We start from the raw sequence: 24185 nt of genomic DNA, 5'->3' as shown, positions 1-24185 counted from the left end.
GGCCCTTCTCGGTGACAGGGTTCCCGGCTCGGTGCGGCGTCAGTGCCAGATGGTGGGTGGGGGCGACGAGGCTGTCAAGACTTCACACACAGGAGCCTTTTCCGCGTCCGGACCCTTCACAGACTGAACCCACCGCTCCTACTCTGCGACTGTAAGCGCTTCCAATTCCGACGGGAAGCATCACGCAGGTACCGGCCGAGCTGTGGCGTCACCCCAGCTTTACCCCTGTTCAGAAGCGAAATGCACGTCGGGGTCGATGGGACTCCCGGCTGTTATCGCTCTCGGATTTCGACAGACGGAGGTTCACCGCAGTGAGCACGTTCGATCCCGGCTTCCTGTGGGGTGCCGCCACATCGAGTTACCAGATCGAGGGCGCGGTCACGGAGGACGGCCGGGGTCCCTCCATCTGGGACACCTTCGCGGCCACCTCGGGCGCCGTCCGGGACGGTGACACCGGAGCCGTCGCGGCCGACCACTACCACCGCTTCCCCGAGGACATCGCGCTGATGGCCGAACTCGGCCTGCGCGCCTACCGGTTCTCCCTCGCCTGGCCCCGGATCCAGCCCTCCGGCTCCGGTCCGGCCGACCGGCGCGGCCTCGACTTCTACCGCCGCCTCACCGACACCCTCCTCGACCACGGCATCCAGCCCTGGCCCACCCTCTACCACTGGGACCTGCCCCAGCCGCTGGAGGACGCCGGCGGCTGGCCGGTCCGGGACACCGCCGAGCGGTTCGCCGAGTACGCCGCTCTCGCGCACGGCGCGTTGGGCGACCGCATCACCCACTGGACCACCCTCAACGAGCCCTGGTGCTCGGCGTTCCTCGGCTACGCCACCGGCCGGCACGCCCCGGGCCGCCGCGAACCCGCCGCCGCCGTACGCGCCGCCCACCACCTGCTGCTCGGCCACGGCCTGGCCGCCGAGGCGATACGGAGCGCCGGCACGCGCGTCGGCATCACCCTCAACCTCACGCACGTCACCCCGCTCTCCACCGAACCCGCCGACCTGGACGCGGCCCGCCGCATCGACGGCATGCAGAACCGGCTCTTCCTCGACCCGCTGCTGCGCGGCACCTACCCCGCCGACGTACTCGACGACCTCCGCGAGGTCACCGACGCCGGCCACATCCACGACGGCGACCTGAAGCGGATCGGGGCCCCGCCGGACCACCTCGGCATCAACTACTACGCGCCGATGCTGGTCGCCGGCAGTGCGACTCCGACCCAATCCGCCTATGTGGGCTCGCCGTTGGTCCGCGTCGCCGACGGGGGCCGGCCACGGACCGCGATGGGCTGGGAGATCGACGAGGGGGGACTGCTGCGCCTGCTCCTGCGGATCAAGGACGACTATCCGGCCCTGCCGCTGTACATCACGGAGAACGGGGCCGCCTTCGAGGACGTGGTGGCGCACGACGGGGTGCACGACGCGGACCGCGTGGCCTATCTGGACGGCCACATCCGCTCCTGCGCGGCGGCGATCGACCTCGGCGTGCCGCTCAAGGGCTACTTCGTCTGGTCGCTCCTCGACAACTTCGAGTGGTCCTTCGGCTACGCACCCCGCTTCGGCATCGTGCACGTCGACTACCCGACCCAGCGCCGCACACCCAAGGACAGCGCGCGCTGGTACGCGGCGGTCATCCGGCGCGGCGGCCTGTGACACCGCGGACTCCGTTCGCGCTTACAGTGCTGCTACCGCCCGCCCCGTCCGCAGGAACAGGAGCCGCCCCACATGACCAGACGGCCGCCGACGCTCGACGAGGTGGCGCTGCGCGCCGGGGTGTCGGTCGGGACGGTCTCGCGGGTGATCAACAACCGGCAGCACGTGAGCACGAAGGCGCGCCGGGCGGTGGAGAGTGCCGTGGCGGAGCTGGGCTACGTGCCCAACATGGCGGCGCGTTCGCTCGCCTCGCAGCGTCGCGGCGCGGTGGTGCTGGCGATCTCCAGCGACGACCCCGCGCTCTTCGCCAACCTCTTCTTCGCGGAGGTGATCACCGGCGTCAACGCGGTCATCGAGGAGACGGACCTCGAACTGCTGCTGGTCCTGGCCGCCTCCGAGCGCGGCCGGACCCGGCTGTCCCGCATCCTCCAGTCCCGGGGCGCGGACGGCGTGATGCTGCTGGCCCTGCGCGAGAACGATCCGCTGGCGAAGGTGGCCGAGGCGGGGGGCGTGCCCGTCGTGCACGGCGGCCGCTCCCTGGACCGGACCCCGCGCTGGTACGTGGACGCCGACAACCGGGGCGGGGCCCGCCAGGCCGTCGAGCATCTGATCTCGACGGGCCGCCGTGCCATCGGGACCGTCACCGGCCCGCAGGACCTGCACGCGGGCGTCTCCCGCTATCTGGGCTTCCGCGAGGCGGTCGCACTGGCCGGTCTGTCGGACCACCGCGTGGTCCACGCCGACTTCAGCGAGGTGGGCGGCGCCACCGCGACCGCCCGGCTTCTCGACGAACACCCCGATCTGGACGCGGTGTTCGTCGCCTCGGACGCCATGGCGGCGGGTGCTCTGCAAGTCCTGCGCGAGCGCGGCCGGGCCGTCCCCGAGGACATCGCGGTCGTCGGGTTCAACGACGTCCTCACGGCGCGGCACACCCAGCCGGCCCTGACGACGGTCCACCAGCCCATCGTCGCCCTCGGCCGCGAGATGACCCGCATGCTGGTGCGCGTGCTGGACGGCGAGGAGCCGACGCCCCTGATCCTGCCGACGGAACTGGTGATCAGGGGATCGGCGTGACAGGGTCCTTCGGCACGGCGGGCATCACCTGCGCCTTGACCTCGTCGTAGCAGCGCGCGGGCCGGTCAGGCGAGCTTGAGCAGCAGGTCGGTGAGTTCGGCCGGCGTGGTGATCATGCAGTCGTGGCCGGCGGTCAGTTCCCACACCTGGGTCGGGGTGCCGTTGGGCTGGGTCGCGGGGACGGGGCGCCGTTCGAAGCCTTCCGGCTCGCTGCCCACGCAGTGGATGTGGGTCCGGGGGACGGCGTTCGCGGCGGGGTTGTCCAGGCGGACCGGCTGTTGGAGGCAGCGCGCCGACTGGTCCGAGAGCGTCGTGCGCAGCCAGGCGATGTCCGCCGGGTCGGTGACCCCGAACAGGCCGCCGGGCGGCGGGAATTCGGGCAGCGGCGGAATCCGCCAGCCGGTGCCGGACCGCGCGGCGAGGTCGATCAGCGTCTGCGTCACGGGCATGACGTCGACCGCGCTTTCGCCGTCCCGCGGGACCATCGCGTCGAGGTAGACCAGGTGCGCGATGCGTTCGGGGACTCGGTTCGCCGCGACCGAGACGACCAGCCCCGCATAGCTGTGCCCCACGAGAACCACGTCGGTGAGGTCCTCCTCGACGATCAGGCCGACCACGTCGTCCACGTGTGTGTCGAGGCCGACCTCGGGGCCGAGCAGGTGCGCCTTGTCGCCGTGGCCGGTCAGCGACGGCGCGAGCACCCGGTGTCCGGCCGCCGTCAGCAGCGGGACCACCCGCTCCCAGGCCCGTCCGCTGTGCCAGGCACCGTGGACCAGTAGATACGTGGACATGGCTGTCGCTCCTCGTCGTGGTGGGATGGCCGGCGCCTCGTCGTGGCGGGAGTGGTCGGCGCCGCTGATCGGCGCGCCCTCCGCCGGCCACCGGTCACGCTGCCGCCCGGGCTCCGACCGAGCCAGGGCCCCCGCGATCCTGGGGGTGACAGGACCAGGCAGGCCCGCGACCACGCGACCTACAGTGGGGAGATGCCGGACGAACCGAATCCGCTGGGCGAGTACGTGCGCGCCCGCCGCGAGCTCGTCACCCCTGAGCAGGTCGGTATCCCCGTGATCGGGGTACGACGGGTGCCGGGGCTGCGCCGGGAAGAGGTCGCGATGCTCGCCGGTATCAGCGCCGACTACTACCTGCGCCTGGAGCAGGGCCGCGACCGCAACCCTTCCGTGCAGGTCCTGGAGTCCATCGCGCGCGTGTTGCGGCTCGACGAGGACGCGACGGCGCACCTGCTGCTGCTCGGCGCCGACCGGCCCCGGCGGCATCGCACCAGGCCCCGGCCGCGGAAGGAGACGGTCCCGTCGGGCATCGCAAAGCTCGTCGCCACGCTTCCACTCCCGGCGCTGGTCGAGGGGCGCTACTTCGACGTCCTCGCCGCCAACTCCCTGGCGACGGCGCTGTCACCGCGCTTCACGGCGGGCGCCAACCGGCTGCGGTCCCTGTTCCTCGACCCGGCCGAACAGGCGCTCTACCCGTACTGGGAAGGCGCGGCCGGGGGCATGGTCGCCGGCTTCCGCGAGTCGGTCGGCACCGACACGGACGACCCCCGGTTCATCGAGCTGGTCGGCGAACTCTCCCTCGCCAGCCCGCTGTTCAGCCGGCTCTGGGCCCGGCACGACGTACTGGCCTGCGAGGCCGCGCCCAAGTACATCGACCACCCGCAGGTCGGCGGGTTGCGGTTGAACCGGGAGCGGCTGAGCATCGACGGCGCGGCCGGCCAGACGCTCGTCGTCTACCACCCGGACCCCGGCACCGACAGCGCCGACCGACTGGCGCTGCTCGCTTCCGCCGCGCAGACACCAGCCGCCGGCGCCGGATCCGTCTGAGCGATTACCTGCCGTGGCCGTCGGAGCGCTTGCGGTGGAGGGTGAAGTTCTCGAAGACCGACAGCTCGCCGTGCGGCTTGTTCACGTTGTAGTAGGTGACGTGCATGCGGGTGGTGTCGCCCGGGTGGCGGCCGGGGTCGACGGTGAACGCGGCGAAGCCGTAGGGGTGTTCGGTGTCCCGGACGCCGATCCAGACCGCCTCCTCCTTGACGTACGTGGAGGTGCGCTTGCCGTTGGAGCCGGGGGTCGCCGACACTGCGGTGATCACCTTGCCGGTGCCGTCCTTGAAGAAGGCCTGGTTGGTGGTGCCGGAGACGCCTCCGCCGCCGAGGATCATGTGCACGGTGCCGAGGCCGGTGTCGATGGAGTCGGTAGCATGCGAGACCGGGTTGGGGGTCAGCGTCTCGCTGCCGTTGACCACACCGCGAACGGCCAGTGAGCGCTCGTAGTTGTGCTCGTGGCCGCACAGCACCAGGTCCACGCCGTAGCGGTCGAAGAGCGGGCCGTACTTCTGGCGCAGGCCCAGGTCGGCGCCGTTGGCGTCGGAGGAGCTGATCATCACCTGGTGCATGGCGACGACCACCCAGTCGACGTCACGGGAGTCCCGCGCCGCCTTCAACTCCTTCTCCAGAAAGGCGAGTTGGCGTCCGCCCGAGTAGCCGCTGATGTAGACGTCACCGCCGTCCTGGAGACAGTTGTCGTCGTTCTGCAGCACGATCACCCGGACGGAACCGGCCGTGAACGCGTAGTAGAGGCCCGCGAGTTCGGCGTCCGTCTCGGTGGAGGGGAGGTCGAAGTAGGTCTGGTAGGCGCCCAGGCCGATCGGGCCGTTGGCCTTCTCGATCTCGTGGTTGCCGGCCGCCGGCATCCAGGGGCGGAAGCGCGCCGAACGGGTGTTGTTGGTGAAGAAGTTGTTCCAGGTGCGCACCCGGTCGACGTCCAGGTTGGCGTAGCAGAGGTCGCCGTTGAGCAGGTGGAAGAGCGGGGCGACCTGCTCGATGCCGGTGACGATGTCCTTGGTCGCCGGGGTGGAGTTCGCGTCCAGCGCGACCGTGCCGTCGGCCGCCCAGGTCACCTGCGGCGCGGACTGGTCGCCGAAGCTGGTGAAGGTGAGCGGCTTGCGTCCGCGCGGGGCCGTGCGGAACGTACCGCTGTCGGGGGTCGTGCCCTCGTGCGTGGCGAGGTAGATGTAGTCGGTGCCCGGGGTGAGCCGGTTGAGCGCGGCGTGGTGGACGTACACCGTGCGGTTGGAGGTGCCGTCGACGTAGGTGACGGTCCGGGCCTTCGCGCTGGAGCCGAAGCCGTGCTCCAGGGTGCCGTAGCGCACCAGCGGTTTGGAGACGGGTCTGTCGGTGATCCACGACACCGTCATCTGGGTGCGCGGATCGGCCCCGAAGGTCAGGTGCAGCCCCTGGACCGGGGGTGCGCCGGACGAGTCGGCGGTGAGGTGAAAGGCCGGGTCGGCGAGCGGAGCCGCCTCCGCGGTGCCCGCCCCCAGCAGCGGGGTGACGGCGGCGCCGGCCCCCGCGGTGCCGAGGAGGCCCAGCGCGTGCCGGCGGCTGAACCCCTCGGAAGATTCGGATGTACTGGTCGACCCGTCCGATGTCCCCGCATGTGCGGTCATGGTGCCCTCCCTGACGAGCAGTTGAGCTGAACGACCGCACCCTGGCGGGCCACAAAGGCCCCTGAGTGAACGTTGCGTTGCCAGTTGGTCGTTGCGCCGCGTGGGACGGGCGGGGTAGGAGAACCTTGCCCCTGCCTTTGCCAGCGGTCGCCCAGCTGTTGGCACGACCGGGGGTGAACCGGCGCGCCGGGAGGGTTTGTTCGCTACTTCACGGGAGAGCTCGTCGGCTACTTCACGGGAGGGCGGGCCGGCTACTTCAGGACGTCGGGCTCCTGCTCCACGACCAGGTCGGCGAGCAGGTTGAAGTTGTGCCGGGCCATGTTCGCGTTGCTGAACTGGCGGTGCGCGAGGACCACTTCCTCCTCGCTCATGACGCGCGGGGTGCCTGCGGCATCGGCCAGGAGCTGCATCTGGCAGGCGCGTTCCATGGTGATGAACCACCAGGCGGCCTCCTCCACGGACCGGCCGACCGTCAGCAGCCCGTGGTGGCGGAGGATGGCCGCCCGGCGAGCGCCGAGGCGGACGGCGATCCGCTCGCCCTCGGACTTCTCCAGGACCAGGCCCTTGTACTCGTCGAACAGGACGTGGTCGTCGTAGAACGCGCACGACTCCTGGACGATCGGCGCGAGCGGCTTGTCCAGGGAGGCGAAGGCGCGGCCGTGGATCGTGTGGGCGTGGGAGACCGCGACGACGTCCGGGCGCGCGTGGTGGATGGAGGAGTGGATCCAGAAGGCGGCCTTGTTGGTCCGGCGCTCCCCCTCGATCACCCGCCCCTCCTCGTCGATGAGCAGCAGGTCGCTCACCCGGATCTTGGAGAAGTGGACCGCGTACGGATTGACCCAGAACCGGTCCGGGAACTCCGGATCCCGCGCGGTGATGTGCCCCGCGATCCCCTCGTCGTAGCCGTAGCGGGCGAAGATCCGGAACGCCACCGCGAGCTGCCGCTTCCGGTGCGCCCGCTCGGCCTCGACGCTGTCCTGCGCCTCCGCGAGCTGGGGGATGTCCAGCTCCTGGACGTCTTCCGTGTTCGTTGTGCTGCTGTCAGCGGTGACGGCCATCGAGTCCCGCCCTCCCATGCGCCGAAGTGAAGTGAAGTTCCGTTCAGACTGCAACCATCTCCCTCCACGCGTCAACCTCCCAGGCAACAGGACTTGCCTACTGGGCAACTCGACACGCCACTCACAGGACGCCGGCTCACAGGACGCCGGCGAGTCAGTCCCCCCGCCGCCAGGTGCCCAGCACCATCAGCGTCTTCGTGCCGATCACCGCGCCCGTACGCCGAAGCCGGTCGATGACGTCACGCAGGTGCTGGACGTTGGTGACCCGGACACGCACCAGGGCGTCGGGGTCACCGGCCACCGTGAACACCTCCTGGGCCTCCGCGACGCTGGCGGCGGCCATGGCGATCGTCTCGACCTTGACGTCCCCGGCGAACCGGAGCTCGACGAAGGCCTCCAGGCTGGTGCCGAGCTTGCCGTGGTCGAGCAGGACGGTGTAGCCGGAGATCACCCCGACCCGTTCCAGCCGGTCGACCCGCCGCTTGACCGCCGACGGCGACAGCCCTACACGGTCGGCGATCTCGGTCATGGTCCGGCGGCCGTCCTCCACGAGCAGGTCGAGGATGGCCCGGTCGACGCCGTCGATCAGCTCCGTGTCTTTCATGTGCCACCTCGGTCATAGGTGCAGGTTCTTTGCTTGAAGTCGCTTCATCGTCGGAGTTCCTTGCGTCGTGCGCAAGATGTCCGCCACTTAATTGCAATGCCCTCGGAGCGCGGGCTCCACTGTCTGCATCCGCCCGCAGCCGACCCCCGGACGACGGGGGCAGAAGACAAGGGGCCCAGCGGTGAAGGTTGAGCGCGAACTGCCCTCCAGCGAAGCCCGCGAGCTGCTGGAGCTGACGATCGACATCGCGGACCGTGAACTCGCGCCCCGCGCGGCCGAGTTCGAGGAGACGGAACGCTTCCCGCGCGAGGTGTTCGGCCTGCTCGGCGAGGCCGGACTGCTGACGCTGCCCTACAGCGAGGACGCGGGCGGCGGCGGCCAGCCCTACGTCGTCCATCTCCAGGTCCTCGAAGAACTGGCCGCGCGGTGGGCCGCCGTGGCGGTCGGGGTCAGCGTGCACATCCTGTCCTGCCACCCGGTCGCGGCCTTCGGGTCGGCGGCGCAGCACGAGGAGTTGCTGCCCTGGCAGCTGAGCGGTGTGGCCCTCGGGGCCTACTGCCTGTCGGAGGAACACGCGGGCTCCGATCCCGCGGCTCTGCGCGCGGTCGCCGACGAGGACAAGGACGGGGACCGCTGGCTGGCCCGGGGCACCAAGGCCTGGGTCACCCATGGCGGACAGGCGGACTTCTACACCGTGTTCCTCCGGACCTCGCCGGACGCCCGGCGCGGGATCTCCTGCTTCCTGGTCGACGCCACCGCCCCCGGGCTCAGCGCGGGCGCCCCGGAACGCAAGATGGGCCTGCGCAGTTCGACGACGGCGGTCATGCACTTCGACGACGTGGCGATCCCCGCCGACCGGCTGATCGGTGAGCCCGGGCAGGGGCTGCAGATCGCCCTGTCCGCACTCGACGCCGGCCGGCTCGGCATCGCCGCCGTGGCCGTGGGGATCGCGCAGGCCGCGCTGAACCACGCCGTCGGATACGCCCGTGAGCGGCGGACGTTCGGGCGCTCGATCATCGAGCACCAGGGGGTGGGCTTCCTGCTGGCCGACATGGCCGCGCGGACCGAGGCCGCCCGGGCCACGTATCTGGCCGCCGCCCGCCGCAAGGACGCCGGGCAGCCGTACAGCCGGCAGGCGAGCATCGCCAAGCTGATCGCTTCGGACACGGCCATGTCGGTGACCACGGACGCGGTGCAGGTGCTCGGCGGGGCGGGGTACGTCCGGGAGCACCCGGTGGAGCGCTATATGCGGGAAGCCAAGATCACCCAGATCTTCGAAGGCACCAACCAGATCCAGCGGTTGGTGATCAGCCGGCATCTGGCCGGTGAGTGAACCGGTGCGTGAGCCGGTGAGTGAGCCGGCGCCCGTTCCGGTGACCCGTCCGACGCAGAGCACTCCCGGAAAGAGACCTCACATGGCACACCCCGAACACCCGGATCCCGAAGTGGCGTCCGCCGACCCGCCGTTGCAACTCCTGGACCCCGCGGGAGCGCTCCGCACCGATCCCCGGCTGGAGTTGGATCCCGCGACCGTCGATCTCCCCGCCCTGTACCGCGACATGGCGCTCACCCGGCGCCTGGACACCGAGGCCATCGCCCTGCAACGGCAGGGCGAGTTGGGGCTGTGGCCGTCGCTGCGCGGTCAGGAGGCGGCGCAGATCGGCGCGGCGCACGCACTGCGCGGCCAGGACATGGTCTTCCCGACCTACCGCGAACACGGTGTGGCCTGGTGCCGCGGCCTGGACCCGGTGTCCCTGCTGGGGCTCTTCCGGGGCACCACGCTGGGCGGTTGGGACCCGTACGCCCAGCGCTTCAATCTGTACACGCTGGTGATCGGGGCCCAGACCCTGCACGCCGTGGGGTACGCGATGGGCCTGTTCCGGGACGACCGCACCGGCTCGGGGCGGGCCGATCGCGACACGGCGGTGCTGGCGTTCCTCGGTGACGGCGCGCTCAGCGAGGGCGAGACGAACGAGGCGTTCGTCTGGGCGGCCGCGCAGAGTCTGCCGGTGGTCTTCTTCTGCCAGAACAACCAGTGGGCGATCTCCGCGCCCTACAGCGTGCAGAGCCCGGTCCCGGCGGCCCGGCGCGCGGCCGGGTACGGCTTTCCCGGTATACGGGTCGACGGCAACGACGTACTCGCCTGTCTGGCCGCCACCCGGCAGGCGCTCCAGCGGGCCCGTTCGGGCGGCGGTCCGACGCTGATCGAGGCGGTCACCTACCGGATCAACGCGCACACCACGGCCGACGACGCGAACCGGTACCGCGACGCCGCCGAGACCGAGGACTGGGCCGCGCGTGACCCGTTGGCCCGGCTCCGCGCCCACATGGTGTCGGTGGGTGCCGTGGACGAGGAGTACTTCGCGGGTGTCGACCAGCGCGAGCGCGAACTGGCCGATCGGCTGCGCGCCGGCTGCCGTGCCCTGCCCGAACCGGATCCGGCCGCCCCCTTCGAGCACGCGTACGCGGAGATGCCGGCCGAACTGCGCCAACAGCTCGACGACCACCTGGAGTTCGTCGCCCTCGGGCAGCAGGACGGAGGACCACGGTGACCGTGTCCATGGTGAAAGCCCTCAACGACGGCCTGCGCCAGGCCCTGCGCGACGATCCCAAAGTGCTCCTCATGGGTGAGGACATCGGCCGGCTCGGAGGCGTGTTCCGCGTGACGGACGGGCTACGCAAGGAGTTCGGCGACCTGAGAGTGCTCGACACCCCGCTGGGCGAGGCGGGCATCGTCGGCGCCGCCATCGGTCTGGCGATGCGCGGCTACCGGCCGGTCTGCGAGATCCAGTTCGACGGTTTCGTCTATCCGGCCGTCAACCAGATCGTCAGCCAGCTCGCCAAACTCCGGCACCGCTCGGCGGGGTTGCTGTCCATGCCCGTGACGATCCGTATCCCGTACGGCGGTGGCATCGGCTCGATCGAGCACCACTCGGAGTCGCCGGAGACCTACTTCGCCCACACGGCCGGCCTGAAAGTCGTCACCTGCTCCTCGCCGCACGACGCCTTCCACATGATCCGGCAGGCGGTGAGCGACGACGACCCCGTGGTGTTCCTCGAACCCAAGCGGCACTACTGGGCCAAGGGCGAGGTCGGCCTGGACGTCCAACTCCCCCTGCACCGGGCCGAGATCCGACGCGCCGGAACCGACGTGACCCTCATCGCCTACGGGCCCACCGTCCCCGTCGCGCTCAAGGCGGCCGACGCGGCGGCCGAGGAGGGGCGCAGCGTGGAGGTCGTGGACCTGCGCAGCCTCTCCCCGTGGGACACCGCCACCGTCCGCGCGTCCGTGCGGCGCACCGGCCGGGCCGTCGTCGTCCACGAGGCCGCCCGCTCCCACGGGTTCGGCGCGGAGGCCGCCGCCCGGCTCCAGGACGAGGAGTTCTACCACCTCGAAGCACCCGTCGTGCGCGTGACCGGGTACGACACCCCCTACCCGCCGAGCCGGCTGGAGTCGGACTGGCTCCCCGGTGTCGACCGGATCCTCAACGCCATCGACCGCAGCCTGAGTTACTAGGAAGGGTCCGTCACCGTGTCGAACCCGCAGCAGTTCCTGCTCCCCGACGTCGGCGAAGGCCTGACAGAGGCGGAGATCGTCACCTGGTCGGTCCAGCCCGGCGACACCGTCGAGGTCAACCAGGTCCTCGTCGAGGTGGAGACGGCCAAGGCCGTGGTCGAACTCCCTTCGCCGTACGCCGGTGTGGTGATCGCCCTGCACGCCGAGGTGGGCGACTCGCTCGACGTCGGCAAGCCCCTCATCACGATCGGCTCCGCATCGGTGGCGCCCGCGCAGCAGCAGTCGGACCCGGAACAGGCGGCGCTCCTGGTCGGATACGGGCCGCAGGAGCAGAGCACCCGACGTCGGCGCGGCACGCCCGTCACCGCTCCCCCGGCCACGCCTCCGGAAGCCGGGCCGGCGAACGGCGCCGTCACCCGAGCCGCCGTCACCCGAACCGCCGCCAAACCCCCCGTACGCAAGCTCGCCAAGGACCTCGGAGTCGACCTCGCCACCGTCTCCCCCACCGGCCCCGGCGGAACCGTCACCCGCGACGACGTCCACCGGGCCGCCGAACGCACGCCAACGGCACCAACGGCACCCATCGCAACCGAGCCCGCCGCCGAGACCCGCGTCCCCGTCCGAGGAGTGCGCAAGCACACGGCCGCCGCCATGGTCGCCTCGGCGTTCACCGCACCGCATGTCACCGAGTTCATCACGGTCGACGTGACCGCCACGATGCGGCTGCGCGAACTCGTCGCGGGCAGGCGGGAGTTCCGGGACGTACGGGTCACTCCCTTGCTCTTCTTCGCCCGCGCTCTCCTGATCGGCCTGGCCAAGACCCCCGAGGCGAACAGCAGTTGGGACGAGGACCCGCAGGAGATCGTGCTGAAGCACTACGTCAATCTCGGGGTCGCGGCGGCCACGGACCGCGGTCTGGTCGTGCCGAACATCAAGAACGCGGACCGGATGTCGCTGCGGGACCTCGCGGACGCGCTCGCGGAGTTGACCGCCACGGCCCGCTCCGGCCGCACGTCTCCGCAAGCCATGCAGGGCGGCACGGTCACCCTGACCAACGTCGGCGTCTTCGGCGTCGACACCGGCACCCCGATCCTGAACCCGGGCGAGGCCGCCATCCTCGCCGTGGGCGCCATCCGCCGTATGCCCTGGGTGGTCCAGGACGACCGCGGCGAGGAGCGCATCGAACCGCGCTGGGTCACCCAACTGGCGCTCTCGTTCGACCACCGGCTCATGGACGGCAAGCAGGGGTCCGAGCTGCTGGCGGATGTGGCGGCCGTGCTGCACGAGCCGGGGCTGGCTCTGCTGTAGGCGCACCTCAGACCAACCAAGCCTAGCAGGCAATAAAACTTGCCTATCAGGTTGACCCGGGTGGAGTCTGCCCACGATCCTGTACGCATCGGCCGCGCGGTCGTGGGACCTCGGGCCGTCGAAGCCCGGGTCGGACCTCAGGGAGAGTGGAAGCGATGGCGACCTTCGTACTCGTGCACGGTTCGTGGGGCGGCGGCTGGGTCTGGGACCGGCTGCGGCCGCTGCTGGAGGAGGCGGGCCGCACCGTGCTGACGCCCACCCTCACCGGTCTCGCCGAACGGCACCATCTCTCCACGCCGGACGTCGGGGTGAGCCTCCACGCCCAGGACATCGCCGAGCTGCTGACCTTCGACCGCGTCGAGGACGCGATCCTGGTCGGGCACAGCTACGGCGGAATGGTCATCACGGGGGCGGCCGCGCTCGTCCCCGACCGTGTCGGGCAGGTGGTGTACGCGGACGCGTTCTCGCCGACGACCGGTGACTCGGCGTTCTCCCTGGTGCCCTGGCTGGAGAAGGCGTTCGCCGAGACGCCCGCGCCGGTGGAGTGGGAGGTGGCACCGCTGGATCCCACCCTTCTCGGCGCGGACGAGGAGGGCGCCGCCTGGCTGGCCGGCAGGCTGACGCCGATGCCCCTGCGCACCCACCAGGAACCGCTCGGACCGGGCAGCGAACAGGTGCTCGCCGCGAAACCGGTCAGCTACCTCCACTGTGCCGATCAGGGTTTCTTCGCGGACCTGATCCCCTCCGCACAGAGTCGCGGGTTCCGGGTCGTCGGCCTGACCGGGATCAACCACATCGGCCTGCTGACCGAGCCGCGGACGCTCGCGGACGAGCTGCTGGCCCTGGTCCCGGCGGCGGATTGACGGCCGACAGACGGAGGACAGCCGCCGACCGACCGTACCCGACAGGCGCGCCGAATTGCCTCACAGGCGTGTTATCGTGCCGAAATGTCGATCGAGGACGACGCGGATCTCTGGGTGGCCCAGCGCCTCAAGGACCTGCGCAGCGAGCGTGGCATCACCCTGACGACGCTGGCCGAGCAGACGGGCATCTCGTCGGCGCACCTGTCGCGCCTGGAGAAGGGGCTGCGCAAGCCGTCCATCGGGAGCCTGCTCCAGATCGCCCGCGTCTACGGCGTCTCCATCAGCGAGTTGGTGCAGGAACCGGACGCGGACGACTTCCATCTGGTGCGCGCCGACGCGGCGATGACCCGCGACGGCCAGGACGGCCGGTACACGGTCCTGAGCGGACCGCGCGAGACGATGTCCGTGATCCGGGTGGTGCTGGAGTCCGGCAAGCACACCAAGATGGCCAAGCACGTCGGCGAGGAGTGGCTGCACGTGCTGTCGGGGGCGATCACGCTCGACATCTCCGGCAGGTCGCTGGACCTGGCGGCGGGCGACTCGGTGCACTTCGACTCGTCGAAGGAGCACCGTGTCCTCAACGACGAGGATGCCGACGCCACCGTCCTGATCGCGTCCACGGCCGCGACCGTCCCTATGCGCCACCCCATCCCCGCGTCCCGACGCGGCGCGGCCGGCTGATCACGCCGGTGCCACTCAGTCGTCCGGTACGCCGATGCCGCTCAGCGCGCTGACGGTCTCCTCGGTGCGCGCGAGAGAGCGGGCGCCTAGGCGGAACTGGGCGAGTCTGTCGACGATGGTCTGCCCGACCGGCGTGTGGCCCCAGATGCTGATGCCCTGGTGGGTACTTGGCTGCCAGGTGGACTCGTCGACGACGACCGGGTTCCAGCCGACCTCCCATTCGAAGCCCGACGGGGTGACGGCGTAGTACGACAGCTCCTTGTCGTTGGTGTGCCGGCCGACGGACAGGGCCATGTCGAAGCCGAGTTCGTGCACCCGCTGGTAGCTGCGGGCCACGTCGTCGAGGGTGGCCGCCTGGATGTTGAGGTGCTGGACGCGGGTGCGGACCGGGTCGACGGGCAGTCCCTTGAGCGCGGCCACCGCGATGGAGTGGTGGCGTTCGTTGACACGCAGGAAGCGGATCCGGATCTTGGCGCCACTGATCGTCTCGTCGATGTAATCGGTCAAGCGAGCGTCGAAGACGGTGGTGAAGTAGCCGCGGATCCGCTCCGGTCGGGTGGACGTCAGCGCGATGTGCCCCATGCCGGAGTCGCCGGTGACGAAGCCGGACGCGAGCATGCGCAGCGGCTCGGGCGAGGTCAGCGGGGTCGTGTAGATCTCCTGGGCGATGCCCTTCGGACCGGGGAAGCGCAGCAGGCGTTCGACACCCCTCAACTGCGCCTCCTCCGCGGTCCCTTGGGTGACGGGAACGCCATGGGCCCGGATCCGTGCCTCGATCCGCTCGAAGCTGACGTGGTCGTCGATGTGCCAGCCGGTGGCGACGACGTCCTCGGCCGGCCCGCGCCGCAGCAGGAAACGGCACTCCTGGTCGTCGAGGCGGAACCGCATCAGGCCGCTGTCGAGGGCGTCGTGGTGCATGCCGATGGCGTCGGTGCCGAAGCGGCGCCAGTCCGTGAGGCGTTGGGTCTCCACGACGAGGTAGCCGAGGTGGACCGCGCCGAAGACGGACGCCTGTCCAGGGGCGCTCATCGTCGGCCCGCCAGGAAGTCGGCGCACACGCGGTTGAACAGGTCGGCACGCTCGAACTGCACCCAGTGGCCCGTGTTGGCGACCAGATAGAGATCGCAGTTGGGCAGCCGCTCCGCCAGCATGCGGCCGCCGGAGGGCCGGTTGACCTGGTCGGCGGCACCCCACAGGACCAGGGTGGGCACGGGCAGCCGGGACAGGCGTTCGTCGCGCGTGAAGTCCATCCTCCACAGCGTCCGCAGCGCGTTCGGGCCCGACGGGCGGGTCAGCGGCGGTGCCGCGACGACCTCCGGGTCGATGCTGTCCCGGTAGCGCGCGTCGATGACGCTGTCGGGCACGTCGGCCGCGTTGAAGACGAGGTACTGCCGGATGAACTTCTCCAGTTTCGGCCGCGAAGGGCCGTCCCCCGAGTAGTAGTTGAGGAGGCTGCGCAGGCCCGGCGTGGGCAGCGAGCGGGTGGTGCCGATACCGCCGGGACCCATCAGGACCATACGGTCGACCCGGTCGGGAGTGTCCAGGGCGAGCCGCAGCGCGCAGGCGCCACCGTAGGAGTTGCCGACCAAGTGGGGGCGGTCCAGGCCGAGTCGGTCCAGCGCACCGCGTAGCGCGTCGGCCAGGTGTCCGAAGGGGTCGGCGGCGTCGACGCCCTTGGTGCTGCGGCCGTAGCCGGGCAGGTCGGGCACGATCACCCGGTACGTCTTCGCCAACTCCGCGATGTTGCGCGCATAGTTGGCGACCCCGGAGGCGCCCGGTCCACCGCCGTGCAGCAGCACCACGGGTGGGCCGTCACCGGTCTCGGCGACGAAGATCTCCTTGCCGGAGACGTCGAGCACGTACTCCTGCATGGTGGGCAGTTCGGTGTGCGTGGTCATGGCGGTCCTCATCCCGTGGTCGTGACCGTAGTAAGGGGTGCCGGGGTGAACCCGGCCGGCGGGGGCGGGAGTTGGGCTCCCGCGGGTGCCGCCGCGTAGACGTAGCCGTCCGGGCGCAGGGCGAGGACGGTCGCGCGGTGCTCGGTCAGCCAGGGCAGCAGCACGCCGTCGCTGTCGACGACCGTGCCCTCGGCGGGGCGGGATCCGGCGGGCGTGACGGTCAACGCGGGGATGTTCCAGCGGGGTTGGGCCGTGGCGGTGCGCGCGTGCAGCAGCAGCCAACGGCCGGCTAGTACGTCGTCCAGCCGGACGCGTGTTCCGTCGGGTGCGGTCACCCAGGGCTGGGGGATCTGGCTGCCGGACGCCTTGGTGCGCGGCCGGGCCTGGAAGCCGGCCGCGTAGCGCGCGACGGGTATCCACTGGGAGTCCTGCAACCGGTCGCCGAAGCCGGGCACCCGTCCGAGGACGCGCAGCCCGTTGTCGCGCGCGGCCGCCACCGCCCGCCGCCGCTCGGTGATGACCCGGCCGACGAACACCGCTCTCCTGGTGACCTCTTTGACATGCGGCTTCCGCTCGGCCTCGTAGCTGTCGAGCACGTCCGCGCCCAACTCGCCCCGCAGCACCGCGTCGAGCTTCCAGCACAGGTTGGCCGCGTCGCGCACCCCGGCCGCCATCCCCTGTCCGATCCACGGCGGCATGGCGTGCGCGGCGTCGCCCGCGAGGAAGACCCGGCCCACCCGGAAGCGGTCGGCGAAGCGGACGTGATGGCTGTAGACCGCGGCCCGTTGGATCCTGACGTCGTCCCTGCCGATCCCGTACCGCGCGAGCAGCCGGTGGATCGCCTCGTCGGTCGTCAACTGCCTCTCGTCGTCGCCCGGCAGGATCGGGAACTCCCAGCGGTGGTGGCCGAGCGGGGTCGGACAGTCCACCGCGGGCCGGGCCGGGTCGCAGCGGAACCGCAGCCGGTCGTGGCCGGGCCACGGCTTCAGCATCTCGGTGTCGATGACGACCCAGCGGTCCTCGTACGTCCGTCCCTCGTACCCGACGTTCAACTGGGCGCGGGTGAGGCTGGAGCCGCCGTCGGCCGCGATGACGTAGGCGGCGCGGATCCGTCGTACCGAGTCGTCGTCGGTGGAGACCACGGTCAGCTCGACGCCGTCGGCGTCCTGGCGCAGCCGCAGGCACTCGTGCCGCAGCAGCACCTCCACGTTCGGGTAGCGGTCGACGCCCTCGCGCAGGACCTGCTCCAACGCCGGCTGGTAGATGAACATCTGCGGCGGATGGCCGTGGCCGCGCGGTGTGGGGCGGGCGCTGAGGAAGGACCGGCCCCGGGCGTCCACGAAGTCGACCGGCCGCTCGGCCAGCATGTCCTGCTTCAGCCGCTCGGCGAGGCCCGCGCGCTGCCAGATCCGTACGACCTCCTCGTCAGTGGAGATCGCCCGCGCTCGGGAGTGGACCTCGGCGTCCCGCTCCACGACGACCACCCGCAGGCCCGTCGCCCCGAGCAGGTTCGCGGCGGTGACGCCCGTGGGGCCGTAGCCGATCACCGCCACGTCGTAGGCACCGTCTGTGTCCATCAGCCACCTCACTGTGGTCGTGCTGTACTGCCGCGGCTCGTTGCTGTAACGCTCACTCCAATTGGAGTGGTCGATACGGTAAGCTCGTCGCCAGAGCCGGTCAAGGGCCGGGCGGGAGCTGAGCAGGACAGGAGGGTGCATCCCATGACCAGCGGGAACGCCACGCGCAAGCAGCGCGCCAACGGGGTGGAGTCGCGGCGGCGCATCCTGGACGCGACCGTGGAGATCGCCGGTGAGCGCGGCTACGAGGGCACGTCCATCGCGGCCGTGAGCGCCAAGTGCGGACTGCCCGCCAGCTCCATCTACTGGCACTTCAAGGACAAGGACGACCTCATCGCGGCCGTCATCGAGCGCAGCTTCGAGACCTGGCTGACCGCGGTCGAGCTGCCCGACGAGGACACCGGAACTCCTCTCGAACGTGTCCTGGTCATGGCCGCGAACATCGCCAACTCACTCCTGGACGCACCGGACTTCCTCCGCCTCGGCCTGATGCTCGCGCTCGAACGCCGGCCGACCGAACCGCGCGGACGCACCGTCTTCCTCCAGGTCCGCGAGATCTCCCGGCAGCGGATCGCCGCGGTGACCGCAAGCCTCTTCCCCGACCTGGGCGCGAAGGACGTGGAGACGCTCACCGCCTACGCCATCGCCGGTGCCGACGGGCTGTTCGTACACCGGGAGATCAACGGCGACTCCGTCGACCTGGTGGCGATGTTCGAACTGCACGCCCGGCTGGTCCACGACGCGGCCGTCCGCATGGCGAGCACGGCAGCTACGACAGACACGGCAAGCACGGCCGAGAGGAACCAGGGATGACCGCCGCCGCCCGTCGCATCGACGTCCACCAGCACGTCGTACCGCCCTTCTACCGCGACCTGCTCGCCAAGGCGGGGCTCACCGAGGCCGGTGGGCGGGCGCTGCCGGCGTGGAGTGCCGAATCGGCTCTGGAAGCAATGGACTTGCTGGGGACGGAGACGGCTTTCCTGTCGGTCTCCACGCCGGGCACGGCCTTCCTGGACCCACCGGCAGAGGCGGCCGATGTGGCGAGCCGGCTCAACGACCACTCCGCCGCCCTCTCCGCCCAACACCCCGGCCGCTTCGGGTACTTCGCCACCCTGCCGATGCCCGATGTCGCAGCCTCCACCGCGGAGGCCGTACGGGCGCTGGACCAACTCGGCGCCGACGGCGTCACGTTGCTCGCCAACAACCAAGGGGTCTACCTGGGCGCGGACGGTCAGGACGCGCTCTGGCGGGCCCTGGACGAGCGGAGTGCCGTGGTGTTCGTCCACCCGGCCGAGCTGCCCGCCCCCGCGGTCGACGGCATCCCCCCGTTCGCCGCCGACTTCCTCCTGGACACCACGCGGGCCGCCTACCTCCTCGTACGCAACGGCATTGTGCGCACGTACCCGAACATCCGGTTCATCCTCAGCCACGCGGGCGGGTTCGTGCCGTACGCCTCGCACCGCATGGCCATCTCCCTCGCCGGTGACATCGGGCGCAGCCCGCTGGACACCCTGGACGACTTCCGGAGCTTCTACTTCGACACCGCGCTGTCCTCCAGCCCGGCCGCGCTGCCGACGCTGCTGGCCTTCGCCCGGCCCGGGCACGTCCTGTTCGGCAGCGACTGGCCGTTCGCGCCCGTGCCCGCCGGCCAGTACTTCGCCCAGGGCCTCGACACCGGCGTGCCGCCCGAACTCCTGCACGCCGTCAACCGCACCAACGCCGAAGCCCTGTTCCCCCGCCTGGGCGGCACACCGGCCCCCGCTCCTCGCGTCCAGCTGCGGCAAACCGCTCGCCGAGCGGCCGCCCGCCTCCTGTTCAAACTCGTCCAGCCCGGCACCGGCTGAGAACCGACCGAGGAACCCGGGCGGCGGGTCGGGCGTTGGATCATCAGAGATCGTCAGGAGTCATCAGGACGGTCGTGGTGGAGCCGGAACGGGGAGCTACATGGCACGGGTACGGGTACTGGTCATCGGCGGCGGCATCGCCGGTACGACGACGGCGCTGGCCCTGCACAAGGCGGGACTCGACGTCGTCGTGTACGAGGCGCACCCCGACTCGGCCGAGGACATCGGCGCGTTCCTGACCCTGGCGAGCAACGGCATGCGGGCCCTCGCCCAGCTCGACGCGTCGGCGGCGGTCGGCGCGGCCGGTTTCCCGCTGACCTCGATGCGCGTACTCGACGACAACGGTGCGCAGTTGGCGCAGGTGCCCCTGGGCGAGGCGAACGACCCGCCGCTGAGATACCGGTGCCTGCGCCGCGGCGAACTCAACACCGCGCTCCAGGCGGAGGCGGGGCGCCGGGGCATCGACATCCGGCACGGCGCACGGCTCGCCGGCGTCGAGGAGGGCCCGGCCGGAGTGACGGTCCACTTCACCGACGGCAGCACGGCCACGGGCGACCTCCTCATCGGCGCGGACGGCCTGAACTCCACGGTCCGCACGATGTTCGCCCCGGAGGTGCGGCCGGTCTACGCGGGGCAGCGGGTGTTCTACGGCTATGTGGGCGGCCGGGGTGGGGCGGGGGCCGAGCCCTCGGCGGACCCCTCATCCGCCACCTCGCCGTCCCCCGCCTCCGCTGAGGACGCCCGTATCACCATGGTGCGTGGCAGTTCCGTCGCCTTCGGATACACGGTGTCGCCCGCCGGGGAAACGTTCTGGTTCGCGCGCGTGGGCGGTGATCCGCTGTCCGCCGACGAGTTGGCGCAGGGCACGCCCGCCGACTGGCGCGAGCTGCTCGTGCCGTTGCTGCGCAAGGACAGCACGCCCGCCGCCGACCTGGTCGCGGCCACCGCCGACGAGCTCATGGTCACCAACGCCACCGAGATCCCCACGGGCACCCGCTGGCGCTCCGGCCGGACCCTGCTCATCGGCGACGCCGCCCACGCCGCCTCGCCCGCGACCGGGCAGGGCGCGTCGATGGCGATGGAGGACGCCGTCATCCTCGCCAAGTGCCTGCGCGACGCCCCGGACACCGACTCCGCGCTCAGCCGCTACGAGACACTCCGCCGCCCGCGCGTGGAGCACAACATCACGGTCAGCGGAAACATCTCCCGAGGTGCGCAGGCCCCGTCCCGGCCGGGCGCCGAGGGGTCTTTGTCCCGGCCGGGCGCCGGTGGGCCTCCGCCCCGACCGGCCCCGAGCGCGCCACCAACCCGACCGGACACGGCCGCGCCGCCCAACCGGCGGCCCGACCCGAGCGCACCACCGACTCACCCCGGCCCGCCCGCGCCCCCGTCCCGCCCGGGCGAGGACGACCTCGTCCGGCACCTGGACTGGGACACCAACATCTGGGAGCCGAAGGGCTGTTGACGGATCGTCAGCCGCGACGAGAGGTCAGTCGACGAGAGGGCGGTCCGCTCAAGCTCCCCGGCCCACAGTGACCCTCCCTCCACGCGGCGCGAGCCTCTCCGTGGCGAGCCGCTGAGCCTCGCGCAGCGGAGTCGTGCCGTTCCTGCGGGCCGCGTCCAGCAGCACGGTGACCGTGTCGCCGATGCCCTCGACCCGGAGTACCGCCTGCTCCTGGTCGAGCCGGTCGATCTCGCGGCCGAGGGTGTAGACGACGCCACCCGCGCTCGCGACGAAGTCCGGTACCCAGACGACGCCCCGCTCGGCGAGGAGGTCGGCGACCGAGTCGTCGGTGAGCTGGTTGTTCGCCGGGCCGACCACGAGCCGTACGTCGAGCAGGGGCGCCGTCCGCGGGCTCAGCACTCCCCCGACGGCGGCCGGGACCAGGACGTCCGCCTGCGTGTCGAGCACCGCGTCGGGGTCGACCCAGTCGAAGCCGGAGCGCGCGGCGACCGCCCGCTTGGCCGGGTCCACGTCGGAGACCAGTACCCGCGCGCCGTCCGCGGCGAGGCCGGCCGCGACCCGGCCGCCGACCGAGCCGAAGCCGCTGACCAGGACGGTGCGGCCGGCGAGGGACGGCTTCCCGAAGACGTGGTCCCCACCGGCCCGCAGGGCGGCGAGCACACCGGTGGCGGTCGGGACACCGGAGTCGCCGGTGCCGCCGTGCTCCTCGGGGAGGCAGAAGACGTACGGGGAGGAGCGGCGCAGCACGACCATGTCGTCGGGCGTGGTGCCCACATCGGGGCCCGCGAGGTAGGAGCCGTCGAAGGAGGCGATGACCTCGCCCAGGTCCGCCAGTGCCGACTCCCGTAGTTCCGGGGTGAGTTCGGTGCGCTCGTCGAGGGCGACCACGCTCTTGGCGCCGCCGAAGTCAAGGCCGGACGCGGCGCACTTGTAGGTCATGGCCTCGGACAGCCGCAGGGCGTCGGTGAGTCCGTCGCGCCAACTGCCGTAGCGCCGCATCCGGCAGCCTCCGACGGCGGGGCCCAGGGCCCGGGAGTGGATCGCGACGATGATCGGCAGCCCGGAGCGGGGGCCACGACGGAGGGTCACCTCTTCGTGCTCGAATGTTTGCGTCATGGTCGAGAAGCTAGGGTGATGTTCCGGACCGTGGTGAAGATCCCGAACGAAATTCGGCAGCGCCCGCACGGAGGCGATCGTGGACGAACTTGATACGGCGATCCTGCGGCATCTGCAGGAGGATGCGCGGCAGTCCAATCGGGCGATCGCGGAGAAGGTCGGCATCGCCCCCTCCACGTGTCTGGAGCGCATCCGGCTGCTGCGGCAGCGCGGGGTGATCCGGGGCTATCGCGCGCAGGTCGCGCTGCCGGCGTTGAACCGCGGGGTGCAGGCGATGGTGGCGGCGACGGTCCGGCCGCTGAGCCGGGAGGTGGTGGCGGCCTTCGAGCAGTCGGTGTCCCGGCTGCCCGAAGTGCTGTCCGTCTACACGATGGCGGGCAACGACGACTTCCTGGTCCATGTCGCGGTCCAGGACATCGAGCACCTGCACGCCTTCCTGCTGGACCGGTTCACCAACCGCCGCGAGATCCTGAGCTTCCGCACGATGATCATCTACCAGCATCTGGCCAACCCGGTCCTGGAGCCGCTGCCGGTCCCCGGGGCCGACCTAAATCGCTGAGCGCGGGGTGCCTCCCGCCGCGCGCCTCACACGCTGAGCGCCTCCCGCACCGTCTGCTCGGACTCCGCGCCGCCGGCTCCCGTGGAGGTGACCCGGCCCGCCTCGAGCACGTAGTACCGCTGGGCCGCGCGCATGGCGAAGCCGACGTGCTGCTCGACGAGCAGGACCGACAGACCGCCGCGCCGGGACAGCGCCAGGATCGTCTCCTCTATCTCGGCGACCACGGAGGGCTGGATGCCCTCGGTCGGTTCGTCGAGCAGCAGCAGCCTCGGCCGGGTCACCAGGGCACGTGCGAGGGCGAGTTGCTGACGCTGGCCGCCGGAGAGCAACCCGGCCCGGCGGCCGGAGAGTTCACGCAGCACGGGGAAGAGGTCGAGGGCCTCCGCGATCGCCTCCTTCCCGTCCGGCCGCCCGTCGGCGACGAGTTGGAGGTTCTCCGCGGTGGTCAGGTGCGGGAAGGACTGCTGACCCTGCGGCACATAGGCCATGCCGCGGGCCACCCGCTGGTGCGGGGCGAGACGGGTGATGTCCTCGCCGTCCAGCAGCACGGTCCCCGACTTCGGCTTCAACAGGCCCATCGCGGCACGCAACAGCGTGCTCTTGCCGGCGCCGTTGTGACCGAGGACGGCCGCGACACCGTCCTTGGGGACGGAGACGGTCACGCCGTGCAGGACGGGGCTGCGGTCGTAACCGGCCCGGACGTTGCTCAACTCCAGCATGGCGTCACGCCTCCTCGGTGACAGCGACAGCGGCGGGTTCTGGCTCCGAGGCCCGCCCCAGGTAGACCTCCTGCACCTTCGCGTCGGCCTGCACCTCGGCCACCGTGCCCTCACTCAGCACCTTGCCGGCGTGCAGGACGCTCACGCTGCGCGCGAAGGAACGCATGAAGTCCATGTCGTGCTCGATGACGACGACCGTGCGCTCGGCGCTGACGCGGCGCAGCAACTCGCCCGTCGCCTCTCGCTCTTCGTGGCTCATGCCCGCCACCGGCTCGTCCAGCAGCAGGAGTCGGACGTCCTGCACGAGCAGCATGCCGATCTCCAGCCACTGTTTCTGCCCGTGCGCGAGAACACCGGCCGGGCGGTCGCGCAGCTCGGTCAGGCCGGTGGTCTCCAACGCCTTGGTGACCGACTCGGGAATGCCTGTACGCCGCCGCAGCATGGTCAGCGGTCCGCGCCCGGCGCCGGCGGCGATGTCAAGGTTCTGCAGCACCGTCAACTGCTCGAAGACCGTGGCTGTTTGGAACGTACGGCCGATCCCGAGGCGGGCGATCCGGTGCACCGGCTTGCCCAGCAGCTCGTCACCGCCGAAGCGCACCGATCCGGTCGCCTTGACCAGGCCGGTGACCGCGTCGACGAGTGTCGTCTTGCCGGCCCCGTTCGGGCCGATGAGGAAACGCAGGTCGCCCGGGCGGATGTCCAGGTCGACACCGTCGACCGCGGTGAAGCCGTCGAAGGTGACCCGCAGATCGCGAACGGTCAGGCCCCCGCCGTTCATGCCCTCGCCC

General features: G+C 71.2%; 23 protein-coding genes. 13 read left to right on the top strand and 10 right to left on the bottom strand.

Annotation, left to right across the window (positions count from 1 at the left end; all coding sequences use genetic code 11):
• The first annotated feature begins 311 nt into the window (after positions 1–311).
• Together ACWD5F_RS29960 and ACWD5F_RS29955 are read left to right on the top strand one after the other, a co-directional pair.
• A complete protein-coding gene (locus tag ACWD5F_RS29960) occupies positions 312–1655 on the top strand; it encodes a GH1 family beta-glucosidase (protein ID WP_451259029.1) in 1344 nt (447 codons plus the stop codon).
• Between the two features lie 72 nt (positions 1656–1727).
• Entirely contained in the window at positions 1728–2729 is a 1002-nt protein-coding gene (locus ACWD5F_RS29955; RefSeq protein ID WP_451259027.1) for a LacI family DNA-binding transcriptional regulator, read from the top strand.
• 65 nt (positions 2730–2794) lie between these two features.
• Here the strand turns inward: ACWD5F_RS29955 and ACWD5F_RS29950 are convergent, their stop codons facing one another.
• Complete coding sequence (locus tag ACWD5F_RS29950) at positions 2795–3520, bottom strand: alpha/beta fold hydrolase (RefSeq protein WP_451259025.1); 726 nt, start codon at positions 3518–3520, stop codon at positions 2795–2797.
• A 192-nt stretch (positions 3521–3712) separates the two neighbouring features.
• On the opposite strand from ACWD5F_RS29950, the gene ACWD5F_RS29945 reads away from it, so the two are divergent.
• On the top strand, positions 3713–4564 hold the full coding sequence (locus ACWD5F_RS29945; protein ID WP_451259023.1) for a helix-turn-helix domain-containing protein: 852 nt from the start codon (positions 3713–3715) through the stop codon (positions 4562–4564).
• A 4-nt stretch (positions 4565–4568) separates the two neighbouring features.
• Here the strand turns inward: ACWD5F_RS29945 and ACWD5F_RS29940 are convergent, their stop codons facing one another.
• From ACWD5F_RS29940 to ACWD5F_RS29930, 3 genes are all read right to left on the bottom strand, one after another.
• Positions 4569–6188, bottom strand: a complete 1620-nt coding sequence (locus tag ACWD5F_RS29940; RefSeq protein ID WP_451259021.1) for a purple acid phosphatase family protein — start codon at positions 6186–6188, stop codon at positions 4569–4571.
• 251 nt (positions 6189–6439) lie between these two features.
• Positions 6440–7246, bottom strand: coding sequence for a class II aldolase/adducin family protein (locus ACWD5F_RS29935; protein WP_451259019.1), 807 nt, complete (start codon positions 7244–7246; stop codon positions 6440–6442).
• A 154-nt stretch (positions 7247–7400) separates the two neighbouring features.
• A complete protein-coding gene (locus ACWD5F_RS29930; RefSeq protein ID WP_450356909.1) occupies positions 7401–7850 on the bottom strand; it encodes an Lrp/AsnC family transcriptional regulator in 450 nt (149 codons plus the stop codon).
• 181 nt (positions 7851–8031) lie between these two features.
• On the opposite strand from ACWD5F_RS29930, the gene ACWD5F_RS29925 reads away from it, so the two are divergent.
• The 6 genes from ACWD5F_RS29925 (at position 8032) to ACWD5F_RS29900 (ending at position 14219) form a co-directional block, all read left to right on the top strand.
• A complete protein-coding gene (locus ACWD5F_RS29925; RefSeq protein ID WP_451259017.1) occupies positions 8032–9183 on the top strand; it encodes an acyl-CoA dehydrogenase family protein in 1152 nt (383 codons plus the stop codon).
• An 82-nt stretch (positions 9184–9265) separates the two neighbouring features.
• A complete protein-coding gene (locus tag ACWD5F_RS29920) occupies positions 9266–10402 on the top strand; it encodes a thiamine pyrophosphate-dependent dehydrogenase E1 component subunit alpha (RefSeq protein WP_451259015.1) in 1137 nt (378 codons plus the stop codon).
• A gap of 8 nt (positions 10403–10410) precedes the next feature.
• Complete coding sequence (locus ACWD5F_RS29915) at positions 10411–11367, top strand: alpha-ketoacid dehydrogenase subunit beta (protein WP_451259517.1); 957 nt, start codon at positions 10411–10413, stop codon at positions 11365–11367.
• Positions 11368–11382: 15 nt separating this feature from the next.
• A complete protein-coding gene (locus ACWD5F_RS29910; protein WP_451259012.1) occupies positions 11383–12675 on the top strand; it encodes a dihydrolipoamide acetyltransferase family protein in 1293 nt (430 codons plus the stop codon).
• Between the two features lie 155 nt (positions 12676–12830).
• Complete coding sequence (locus ACWD5F_RS29905; protein ID WP_451259010.1) at positions 12831–13538, top strand: alpha/beta fold hydrolase; 708 nt, start codon at positions 12831–12833, stop codon at positions 13536–13538.
• A gap of 84 nt (positions 13539–13622) precedes the next feature.
• Complete coding sequence (locus ACWD5F_RS29900) at positions 13623–14219, top strand: helix-turn-helix domain-containing protein (RefSeq protein ID WP_401717633.1); 597 nt, start codon at positions 13623–13625, stop codon at positions 14217–14219.
• A 15-nt stretch (positions 14220–14234) separates the two neighbouring features.
• On the opposite strand, the gene ACWD5F_RS29895 is transcribed toward ACWD5F_RS29900, so the two are convergent.
• The 3 genes from ACWD5F_RS29895 to ACWD5F_RS29885 are packed head-to-tail and all read right to left on the bottom strand — an operon-like array spanning position 14235 to position 17694.
• Positions 14235–15248, bottom strand: a complete 1014-nt coding sequence (locus ACWD5F_RS29895) for a VOC family protein (RefSeq protein WP_451259008.1) — start codon at positions 15246–15248, stop codon at positions 14235–14237.
• Positions 15245–16117, bottom strand: a complete 873-nt coding sequence (locus ACWD5F_RS29890; RefSeq protein ID WP_451259006.1) for an alpha/beta fold hydrolase — start codon at positions 16115–16117, stop codon at positions 15245–15247. The genes ACWD5F_RS29895 and ACWD5F_RS29890 overlap by 4 nt, the downstream gene beginning before the upstream one ends.
• A gap of 8 nt (positions 16118–16125) precedes the next feature.
• On the bottom strand, positions 16126–17694 hold the full coding sequence (locus ACWD5F_RS29885; protein ID WP_451259004.1) for a bifunctional 3-(3-hydroxy-phenyl)propionate/3-hydroxycinnamic acid hydroxylase: 1569 nt from the start codon (positions 17692–17694) through the stop codon (positions 16126–16128).
• Positions 17695–17838: 144 nt separating this feature from the next.
• On the opposite strand from ACWD5F_RS29885, the gene ACWD5F_RS29880 reads away from it, so the two are divergent.
• From ACWD5F_RS29880 to ACWD5F_RS29870, 3 genes are all read left to right on the top strand, one after another.
• Positions 17839–18507 (top strand): TetR/AcrR family transcriptional regulator, encoded by a 669-nt coding sequence (locus ACWD5F_RS29880; RefSeq protein ID WP_451259002.1) that lies wholly within the window; start codon positions 17839–17841, stop codon positions 18505–18507.
• Positions 18504–19538 carry an amidohydrolase family protein gene (locus ACWD5F_RS29875; RefSeq protein WP_451259000.1) on the top strand — a complete coding sequence of 345 codons (1035 nt, stop codon included), beginning with the start codon at positions 18504–18506 and terminating at the stop codon, positions 19536–19538. The genes ACWD5F_RS29880 and ACWD5F_RS29875 overlap by 4 nt, the downstream gene beginning before the upstream one ends.
• Before the next feature lie 100 nt (positions 19539–19638).
• Complete coding sequence (locus tag ACWD5F_RS29870; protein WP_451258998.1) at positions 19639–21003, top strand: FAD-dependent oxidoreductase; 1365 nt, start codon at positions 19639–19641, stop codon at positions 21001–21003.
• Positions 21004–21051: 48 nt separating this feature from the next.
• On the opposite strand, the gene ACWD5F_RS29865 is transcribed toward ACWD5F_RS29870, so the two are convergent.
• Positions 21052–22119 carry a Glu/Leu/Phe/Val dehydrogenase dimerization domain-containing protein gene (locus ACWD5F_RS29865; protein ID WP_451258996.1) on the bottom strand — a complete coding sequence of 356 codons (1068 nt, stop codon included), beginning with the start codon at positions 22117–22119 and terminating at the stop codon, positions 21052–21054.
• A 79-nt stretch (positions 22120–22198) separates the two neighbouring features.
• On the opposite strand from ACWD5F_RS29865, the gene ACWD5F_RS29860 reads away from it, so the two are divergent.
• Positions 22199–22678 carry an Lrp/AsnC family transcriptional regulator gene (locus ACWD5F_RS29860; protein WP_451258994.1) on the top strand — a complete coding sequence of 160 codons (480 nt, stop codon included), beginning with the start codon at positions 22199–22201 and terminating at the stop codon, positions 22676–22678.
• 26 nt (positions 22679–22704) lie between these two features.
• Here ACWD5F_RS29860 and urtE read toward each other — a convergent pair whose 3' ends face one another.
• Both urtE and urtD read right to left on the bottom strand, forming a co-directional pair.
• The gene (urtE, locus tag ACWD5F_RS29855) at positions 22705–23397 is read right to left on the bottom strand and encodes an urea ABC transporter ATP-binding subunit UrtE (RefSeq protein ID WP_451258992.1); all 693 of its coding nucleotides are present in this window, start codon (positions 23395–23397) and stop codon (positions 22705–22707) included.
• A 4-nt stretch (positions 23398–23401) separates the two neighbouring features.
• Positions 23402–24175: an urea ABC transporter ATP-binding protein UrtD gene (gene urtD / locus ACWD5F_RS29850; RefSeq protein WP_451259515.1), complete on the bottom strand. Its 774-nt coding sequence runs from the start codon at positions 24173–24175 to the stop codon at positions 23402–23404.
• Between the last annotated feature and the right edge of the window lie 10 nt (positions 24176–24185).

The organism is Streptomyces sp. NPDC002499 (genome assembly GCF_053595415.1).
The sequence above is the reverse complement of the archived record's forward strand: the minus strand, read 5'-3'. Positions and strand labels throughout refer to the sequence as shown.